At 40.1% G+C, this 5,675-nt stretch carries 4 protein-coding genes and 1 tRNA gene; 2 read left to right on the top strand and 3 right to left on the bottom strand.

Annotated features, from left to right (window positions below; all coding sequences use genetic code 11):
• Positions 1-91 precede the first annotated feature (91 nt).
• The gene (accC, locus tag PN497_RS22615; protein WP_096568214.1) at positions 92-1,438 is read right to left on the bottom strand and encodes an acetyl-CoA carboxylase biotin carboxylase subunit; all 1,347 of its coding nucleotides are present in this window, start codon (positions 1,436-1,438) and stop codon (positions 92-94) included.
• A gap of 437 nt (positions 1,439-1,875) precedes the next feature.
• On the opposite strand from accC, the gene PN497_RS22610 reads away from it, so the two are divergent.
• Positions 1,876-1,956 (top strand) — tRNA-Leu (locus PN497_RS22610).
• Positions 1,957-2,188: 232 nt separating this feature from the next.
• Here PN497_RS22610 and PN497_RS22605 read toward each other — a convergent pair.
• Positions 2,189-3,286, bottom strand: a complete 1,098-nt coding sequence (locus PN497_RS22605) for a WD40 repeat domain-containing protein (protein WP_190348325.1) — start codon at positions 3,284-3,286, stop codon at positions 2,189-2,191.
• A gap of 195 nt (positions 3,287-3,481) precedes the next feature.
• On the opposite strand from PN497_RS22605, the gene PN497_RS22600 reads away from it, so the two are divergent.
• Positions 3,482-4,690: a NupC/NupG family nucleoside CNT transporter gene (locus PN497_RS22600; RefSeq protein WP_096568210.1), complete on the top strand. Its 1,209-nt coding sequence runs from the start codon at positions 3,482-3,484 to the stop codon at positions 4,688-4,690.
• A gap of 125 nt (positions 4,691-4,815) precedes the next feature.
• Here the strand turns inward: PN497_RS22600 and PN497_RS22595 are convergent, their stop codons facing one another.
• Positions 4,816-5,535 (bottom strand): metallophosphatase, encoded by a 720-nt coding sequence (locus PN497_RS22595; protein WP_096568208.1) that lies wholly within the window; start codon positions 5,533-5,535, stop codon positions 4,816-4,818.
• Positions 5,536-5,675: the final 140 nt, after the last annotated feature.

Genomic DNA, 5,675 nt, shown 5'->3' with positions numbered 1-5,675 from the left:
GTAACTTTTGCATTTTCCTATTCCCTATTCCCTATTCCCTATTCCCTATTCCCTATTCCCTATTCCCTGTTCCCTGTTCCCTGTTCCCTAATCACTGTAATTTCATATCCTGGATAAAGCTGGTATAAACTTGACCTTGTAAAAATTGCGGGTTTTCCATGATTTTTTGATGAAAGGGGATAGTTGTAGGTAGTCCGGTGATGGCACACTCTCTTAATGCCCGTTTCATACGGTTGACTGCTGTAGCGCGGTCGGGTCCCCAAACTATTAACTTACCGATGAGAGAGTCGTAATAAGGGGGAATTTGGTAATCTGTGTATACATGGGAATCAATTCTTACCCCTGGTCCTCCTGGTGGGAGATAACCGCTAATTTTACCGGGTGCTGGACGAAAATCATGATCTGGATCTTCGGCGTTGATACGGCATTCTATGGCATGACCCCTTAAAATTACCTGGTCTTGGGTTAATTTGAGTCTTTCACCTTGGGCAATGCGAATTTGTTCTACTAGCAGGTCTACACCCGTTACCATTTCTGTGACTGGATGCTCAACTTGGATACGGGTGTTCATTTCCATGAAGTAGAAATGACCAGATTTATCGAGGAGAAATTCTATAGTTCCTGCACCAGTGTAGTTGATAAACTGGGCGGCTCTGACGGCTGCTTGTCCCATTTTTTCCCGCAGTTCTTGGTCAAGGGCGGGACTGGGGGCTTCTTCTAACAACTTTTGGTTACGGCGTTGAATTGAACAGTCTCTTTCACCTAAATGAATTACATTACCGTAGTTATCCGCTAATATTTGAAATTCTATATGGCGCGGACGCTCGATAAATTTTTCTATATAAACGCCAGCATTACCAAAAGCTGCTCCTGCTTCTCCTTGGGCTGCATGGAAAAGTTTGACAAATTCATCTTGGGAACGGACAAGCCGCATTCCCCGACCTCCACCGCCAGCGGTGGCTTTAATCATGACAGGGTAGCCGATTTCTTTGGCGATCGCTAATCCTTCGGCTTCTGTCTCTACTAACCCATCACTTCCGGGTACTGTGGGAACTCCGGCTTTTTGCATGGTTTCTTTAGCAGTAGACTTATCCCCCATTAAGCGAATTGCTTCGGGAGTGGGTCCAATAAAGGCAATTTGATGATCTGCACAAATTTCCGCAAATCTGGCATTTTCCGCCAAAAACCCATAACCAGGATGAATCGCAGTAGCACCGCGTGTTAACGCAGCCGCAATAATATTGGGAATATTCAGATAACTTTTACCGCTTGCTGGTTCGCCAATACAAACCGCTTCATCAGCTAGTTGTACGTGCAAAGCATTTCGGTCAACAGTAGAGTGAATAGCAACTGTAGAAATTCCCATTTCTTCACAAGCGCGGAGAATGCGAAGAGCTATTTCTCCCCGATTAGCAATTAAAATTTTGTCAAACTTCATTTTCTAGCTGTGATATTAGTACCAGTAGATTGACATTTTCTCCCATCTCATTCAAATAAAGCTGTCGCATTACTGTAAATTCTCATAAATTTATCAGGTGACTGGTGATAGGTGACTGGTGATAGGTGATTGGTGATAGGTGATTGGTGACTGGGAATATGAATCACCTAATCCCGCATTTCTCACAAACAATGCGATCACAATCTATATAATCCTTATAGGGAAACGGTTTCTGGCATTTTTCACCGGGTTGATTTTTGACGCAGTGTAAAAACCCAGAATCCATATTTTATAAGGGTTTGACGATTTTGCTGAGAAATCCGGGCTAATTACCCATTACCAATTACCCATTCCCTGATTAAAACATTTGGAAAAAATTTTGGAAAATATCTTTCATTATTGATTTTTTATGCTATAGTGGTTTTCTAGGCAACCGTGCGGATGTGGCGGAATTGGTATACGCGCACGCTTGAGGTGCGTGTGGCTTTGCCTTGCGAGTTCGAGTCTCGCCATCCGCATTAATATTTTTCAAAGTTGAATAAATTGATGACAAGAGTTGAAGCGTAATTTGAGATTTATTTGAGTCTCCCACAGAGGAGGAACAACGAAGCGATCGCAAAAACCACAGGATTATGTGATTACTTGCGCTCGTAATGACAATTTCAGGGGTCTATAACGCCTGAAACCCTTGCAGATACCACTTGTGTGTACACCGTAGGCCTTTAGGCAGGGGATTGTCAATGTCCCTGATTATCGCCTACCGAAACCTTGACCCCTGCTGCCTGGTGACCAAATAATTAATTCACCGTTCTTACCTCCAGATGCTAATTTAGATTCATGAGGATGCCAAGAAAGGCAGGAAAATCCGTTGTTAGCACCATAAAGAACTTGTAGCAATCGTTTACTTTGATTCCACAAACAAACGCTACCATCTTCAGAAGCAGAAGCTAATAAATGGGTATTGGGTTGAAATTGAATTGATAGGATATTACCTTCATGTCTGGGTAATACTCTACTATCCCAGTTATCAGCATTTTTTTCCCAGATTACTATCCCTTCTACACTGGAAGCAGCTAATAAAGGTGCGCCTGATTTTGTCGGTGTATCTGACCATGCTAAATTGCGAACTTTACCAGGAAAACCACGCATTACCCAAGGATTTGGGTCATTCCACTCCAAAACCGTGATCGAGCGATCCATATTCCCAGAAGCAATATATTTACCATCTGTTGACCACAGTATCACCAAACTGGTTGAATCTACTGGTATAACAGAAGGGTCATCATCCCAATTTGCGGACATCCAAAATTTCACACTCTGATAACCCGCAATGGCTAAACTTTCACCATTGGGATGCCAAGTAATATCTTGGACAGAGGAGGTATCAAAATTCAGGGTGGTTTCTATGTTACCTGTGTCTGCGTTCCATACCTGGACATAGCGACCACAGCTAAAAGCTAGTTGATTTTTGGTGGGACTCCAGTCCATGCGGTCTACCCAGGTACGGTTATTTTCTAGAACTGTGATTAGTTCTGCTTCCTCTGACTGTAAACGCCAAATTTTTACTTGTCCATTTTGTCCACCTGCGGCTAAAAATTGTCCATCTGTGGAAAAAACCAGGCTATTTATAGATTCTCCGTCAGAGGTTTGTAAATATTTGACTAAATATTTGACTAAATATTTAACTAATTGCTGTTCTGGACTATGGTATAAAACTACTTCTCCTGCTGCTGAACTCGCTGCCAGAATTTTACCTTGGGATGACCAGGCGATCGCTGTTACATAATCTGACAACATCCCCTCCCAAATCTGCTCAAACTCACCCTGTATCTTTGTTTTTAAGGACATAATTAATACTTAGTTATATTTGTACTATTTTTTGTAATGTTTAATAATTTACTTGTGATTTATTTTTACAGCCTAGCAGCAATAAGAATCATTCTCATAATAGCGCAAATAGTCTCATAACACAAGATTTTCTTATATTGAGTTTTAAAGCGTTAAAAAGATTACTATTTTTATGAATGTTATTTAGGAATCAACATGGAAAGGGTTATTTCGGCACTTGGTATTTTAGTATTTATTGGTATATCCTATGCAATTTCTGTTAACCGTCATGCTGTGCGTTGGCGAACAATTGCTTGGGGTTTGGGTTTAGAATTTATTTTAGCATTGGTAATTCTTAAAACTTCTTGGGGTTTAAAAGTCTTTAAATCTTTGGGGGATATTATCGGTAATTTCTTAGCTTTTTCTGATGTCGGTGCTAAATTTGTCTTTGGTGAAAATTTCAAAGATCATTTTTTTGCTTTTCAAGTTTTACCAACGATCATCTTTTTCTCTTCATTCATTGGTGTTTTATATCACTATGGTATTTTACAGAGGGTAGTCAGTACCTTGGCCTGGGTAATGATGAAAACCATGAAAACATCGGGTTCTGAATCTTTATCCTGCGCTGGTAATATCTTTTTAGGTCCGACAGAAGCGGCGTTAATGGTTAAGCCTTATGTAGCAAACATGACTCAATCAGAACTATTTGCGGTGATGACTGGTGGTTTTGCGACTATCGCCGGTGGCGTATTAGGTGCTTATCTTTCTTTCGGTATTCCCGCAGAACATTTAGTAGCTGCTTTTTTTATGACTGCTCCTACTTCTTTAATGGTATCAAAGTTAATCTATCCAGAAACAGAAGTATCGGAAACTGCTGGTAAAGTCAATGTGGAAACAAAGAGTAATTCTGTCAATGTCATTGACGCAGCAACCACTGGGGCGCTTGATGGTGTTAAGTTAGCGGTGAATGTGGGTGTAATGATTATTGCCTTTTTGGGTTTACTGGCTGCTGTAAATGCCTTGTTAGGATGGTTGGGAACGCTTGTAGGTTTACCGCAATTATCCTTAGAATGGATGTTATCTTTTATTATGTTTCCCGTTGCTTGGTTGATGGGTATACCTTGGGCTGATTGTGGTAAAATCGGGGCTTTATTGGGAAAAAAGACGATTTTAAATGAATTTTTGGCATATTTAGATTTAAGTGAACTGATTAAGCAAGAGCAAATTTCCCAACGTTCTATAATTATTGCTACTTATGCTTTATGTAATTTTGCTAATATTGGCACAATTGGGATTACTATTGGTAGTATGACTGGTATGGCTCCTAAGCGTCAACATGATTTAGCGCGGATGGGTGTTAAATCTATGATTGGGGGATTACTTTCAGGTTTTATTACTGCTGGTATTGCAGGGATGTTGATTTAATTGTCAGCATTTAGCAGTTAGCAAACAGGTGGAAAACTGGAAGCGGAATGAATTTACATCTTTTATCTTTTGGAAGTAAATCCTCCCTAACCGTGTGTAACTCAACTCAGATAAAATGCACTAGATTAATTTTGAAATCCTTTTTTATTCCCATAATAAACAGTTTTAAATTCCACTTTATGAGAACCAGGATGATAAATAGTATAAGTTGCTTGACCAGGAATACGTCCCACATTTCCCACACCAATCACTTGACGGGGGGAAACTGTTACCGTTTGCGGAGAAATTTTACTGTCAAGAGTGGTAATTTCACTCATAACAGAACCCCCTTGTAACTGATATTGAAAAGTTAAACCAGAACGACCACAAAACAAATTATTTGCTTGCATTCTTGAGAGTCTATCTAACATTTGAACCGGGGGAGTTTCTGGAGTCAGTTCATCACTCACACCAAGAGATGAACCATGAATTAATAAACAATCTAATTCAAAAAAACCAAAATCCAAACTTCTCAACCATTGTACAGTTGAACGAGAAACACAGTCCCATAACATCTTGACTGCATCACCCCCATATTTTGCTAATAACTCAGGACTATCCCCAGAGGGTCCTAAACCATGTAAATTTAAACATTGTTCTTCCCACCAACCTTTACAAATCATTGGTTCTAACTCACCACGACGGGGAGATTTTACCCTTTCTACCAGTTGTTCAGATTCTTTAGTTGGTCCAACTAAATCACCCAAAATATATAAAGCATCTACATAACGTTGACGCTTAATATCAGCCATCACAGCTTCATAAGCTGCTAAATTACCTTCAATTCCACTCAAAATAACCCACATAGTTTGATTTTAGATTTTAGATTTTAGATTTTAGATTTTAGATTAGGAGTCAGGAGTCAGAAGGCAGAAGGGAAATATTTTTCCCCAGTCACCAGTCCCCAGTCACCAGTCCCCAGTCCCCAGTCACCAGTCCCCAGTCC

The sequence above is a fragment of the Sphaerospermopsis kisseleviana CS-549 genome (assembly GCF_028329225.1).
GTDB lineage: Bacteria > Cyanobacteriota > Cyanobacteriia > Cyanobacteriales > Nostocaceae > Sphaerospermopsis > Sphaerospermopsis kisseleviana.
This window is presented reverse-complemented; position numbering and strand designations above follow the sequence as displayed.